The sequence below is a fragment of the Solemya elarraichensis gill symbiont genome (genome assembly GCF_002021095.1).
In the GTDB taxonomy this organism is placed as follows: domain Bacteria; phylum Pseudomonadota; class Gammaproteobacteria; order Chromatiales; family Chromatiaceae.
This window is the reverse complement of the sequence record NZ_MPRK01000294.1, coordinates 1-3,028: the sequence shown is the minus strand read 5'-3', so window position 1 is coordinate 3,028 and position 3,028 is coordinate 1. Positions and strand designations below refer to the sequence as shown.

General features: G+C 49.2%; 5 protein-coding genes. All 5 read right to left on the bottom strand.

Annotated features, from left to right (window positions below; translation table 11 throughout):
* Positions 1-202, bottom strand: a 202-nt coding sequence (locus BOW51_RS11485) for a hypothetical protein (RefSeq protein WP_217349039.1), incomplete at its 3' end; no start/stop codon positions are given.
* Between the two features lie 24 nt (positions 203-226).
* The gene (locus tag BOW51_RS11480) at positions 227-460 is read right to left on the bottom strand and encodes a hypothetical protein (protein WP_078477638.1); all 234 of its coding nucleotides are present in this window, start codon (positions 458-460) and stop codon (positions 227-229) included.
* Positions 461-589: 129 nt separating this feature from the next.
* A complete protein-coding gene (locus tag BOW51_RS11475; RefSeq protein WP_217349038.1) occupies positions 590-952 on the bottom strand; it encodes a hypothetical protein in 363 nt (120 codons plus the stop codon).
* A 174-nt stretch (positions 953-1,126) separates the two neighbouring features.
* Positions 1,127-1,468, bottom strand: a complete 342-nt coding sequence (locus BOW51_RS10320; RefSeq protein WP_078477637.1) for a hypothetical protein — start codon at positions 1,466-1,468, stop codon at positions 1,127-1,129.
* A partial coding sequence (locus tag BOW51_RS11320) for a hypothetical protein (RefSeq protein WP_167367333.1) occupies positions 1,469-3,028 on the bottom strand: 1,560 nt, incomplete at its 5' end.

Here is a 3,028-nt window from a genome sequence, read left to right as displayed (position 1 = left end):
CGCTCGCCACGCTCTCCTTTAAGGCCAATCGAGCCTGTTGAGCCTCGTACACCTCGAGGACCAATAATTGAGTCGCCCTTCTCTCCTTTAAGGCCAGTTGCACCTTGTGGTCCTCGTACACCTCGAGGGCCAATAATTGTGTCGCCCTTCTCTCCTGGCAGACCTTTAGGACCACCAGGACCAGGAGGGCCGTATTCTCCATGAAGACCTGTGAATCCCTGCGGTCCTATAAGGCCATCTGCACCAGTCTCACCTTTTTCACCTTGTGCTCCTCGTGGACCCACCAGACCTCGAGGGCCTTGAATGCCCTGAGGCCCACGCGGACCAGATCCAGCAGCCCCACCATCTGGGCCAGGAGGCCCTTGTTGGCCAGCAGGTCCTGAAAGACCCTGCTCACCTTGAATGCCTGGCGGACCTTCAATACCGGAGGGACCTTCAATACCCTGCGGACCTCTGTCACCAGAATAGCCTCGATTGCCTATATCGCCTTTTTCTCCTGGCGGGCCTACATCTCCCTTAGGACCAGACGGGCCGGCATCACCCTTAACACCAGCTAGACCCTGAGCACCTGTTATACCTTGAGCACCTGTTAGACCTTGAGCACCGAGATTGCCTTGAACTCCCTGTAGGCCCTGATCGCCTTTAGGGCCTTTTTCTCCAGTAGCACCAGAGGCAGGACCAGGATCTCCGCGTGGGCCTCTTTCGCCTTTAATCCCTTGGACACCTTGAACCCCAGGAACTCCATCATTACCTTTAACTCCAGAGATTCCATCTTGTCCTTGCTGGCCTTGAATACCCTCATTGCCTCGAACGCCATTATTGCCATCAGAGCCAGTAGGACCTCGCTGTCCAGGAAGGCCGTCAATGGCTGGTGCACCTGCGTTTCCTTGAGGGCCTCTTTCGCCTCTTGAGCCGGTAACGCCGCGCTCTCCTTGTATGGCTTCTGCACCATCTACACCAGCTTCACCAACATATCGTGTATGACCTCGATCTCCTTTTTCGCCTTTCGGACCAGCAGGACCATCATCACCAGCAGGCCCTCGATCTCCCTGTCCACCTTTAGGACCAATTTGCTTTAGCGTGGCCAAATAGATATTATTTGCGCCATTCTTTAGTTTAACTCCACTCATCTAACAACGTCCTTTATAACTGTAAGAATAAAAACTTCACATGACAAAACCACGCCTTCTGGAGTAGTAAATTCAAGTTCTGCAGAATAGTTCCCAGGATCGAATTTCTCTGTTTCTGTGTTGCTCATCTTAATTGAGAAAGACTTACCTTCATTGTCAAGCTCAATACCAAAGCCACGCTGTAAATCGAAAAGAAGCTCCCTTGAATCCGGCGTCTTTCTTGCTTGGAATTTTATTTTGTAATTAAATAATTGTATCGGCTCGCCGTCAACACCACTCAATGTGTTCCCTATTTCGCCAACAGTATCACCACGCTTGATGATGTAAGTTGCTGTCATTTATGTTCCTCCAGGCAATATATCGCCGCGTTTCCAATATGATTCCGCCCCATACTCTTTCTTGTATTTACGTTCCATTCGATTGAATGACTTCTTCGCTCCAGATGGGTCTGCCATCAGCTCAAGCTGATCGAAAATCATTCTTTGCATAATCAAACGCGTGTACCAAAGCTGGCCAGGAGCAAGCTTCTGAGCCAACTTCACAGACTCACGTAAAAAGTTCGTGTCTTCACCATCAGCAAGTTCTTGAAGATTGCCAAGTGGCAGGTTAACTACGTCTTCAATCAAGCCAACAACAGGAGATGAGAGTGTTGATAAAGAACCCTTGCCAAACGTACCAGCCCTTTTTCCACCCCAGGTCGTAGCGTTACGCGAAAAAGCATCTGGAGTAGGTACAGCAAAGTCCATCTCTTCGTTTACCATCTGAAGAACTTTTGCCCTCAAAACGTCGCTCTCAATATCACGGAAAGGCATGTATTGCGTTTCCCTGTGATCAACTGGCGGGGTCTGCCTGATCTCATCCCAGTCTTGGGACGAAATGTTGTACCTCTTCAACATCCGCACAAAGCGCTTCTTCTTTGCACCTGAATTTGACATCGCCCTATAGCTCAAACCCGCATTGTCTTGCAGCGTATAAGCTAACGTAAGAGAGAATGCGTTTCTATTGCCTTCAGACCAACCCTGAAGACCAGACGCCCTCATCGTTGCACCAGCAAGTTTTGCAGTCCAGTCAAGACCATCTGTCTCACCAAACCTGTTTGATATTGCTGAGTGATCAAGAATTGAGTCAGCTACAATCCCCATCTGCCTGGCAAACATCCTGTCTCTCGAACTTGTAGGATTTAACTGCATAACCACGTTTTGCAGCGCCTTTGTAGAGCTAAGCCCGTTGAAATGTCGAGTCATACCTGAAAAGGCAGAATCTGAAATTGCAGATAATGTAGCTGAGCCAAGCTTCGTAGCAACAAGGACGTTACGAACACCAGCAGCCCCTTGAGCAAACTTCTGCTCACCCTTGGTGATTGCACCAGCCTTACCACTAACGATGTTCCACATACCGTCAACCATGCCAGTCTTAAGACCAACATCGTTCTTCTTCATGTCAAGATCAAGCTTCGACCTGAGATGCTTGAAAGTGGTCTCAGGGTTAGGACCCATCTTCTCCATTAATGCGATATTCGAGGCATACCCCTCAAAAGAATCAGTCAGGGAAGAGAACATGTTCTTTGATCCATACGCATCCTGATACTCAAGCCAGGCATCCCCATCCTTGAAGTGCAGCTGCCGTGACTCACTTCCACGATTAGCCACCTTACCACCACCAAATGTAGCACCAGGCACCTGATCAATCGCACCATCAGTCGTTATACGGTCGAAGGCCTTGTCTAAAATCTTAGACAATTCTGCGTCGTCAACGTCCATCTTGGACATATCAAGATGCGGGGCTATATCAGCCATCCACTTCTTTTTGCCTCCGTCAAGCATGCGCCTCATATCATGCGTCACCTTGAGACCGTAATTATCAAGCTTGCCTATATCAGCACCAGCACGGTTAGATCT

Coding starts and splice junctions, on each gene's coding strand:
- BOW51_RS10320 (WP_078477637.1), bottom strand. CDS start 1,468: ATGACAGCAACTTACATCATCAAGCGTGGTGATACTGTTGGCGAAATA.
- BOW51_RS11475 (WP_217349038.1), bottom strand. CDS start 952: ATGGTGCAGAAGCCATACAAGGAGAGCGCGGCGTTACCGGCTCAAGAG.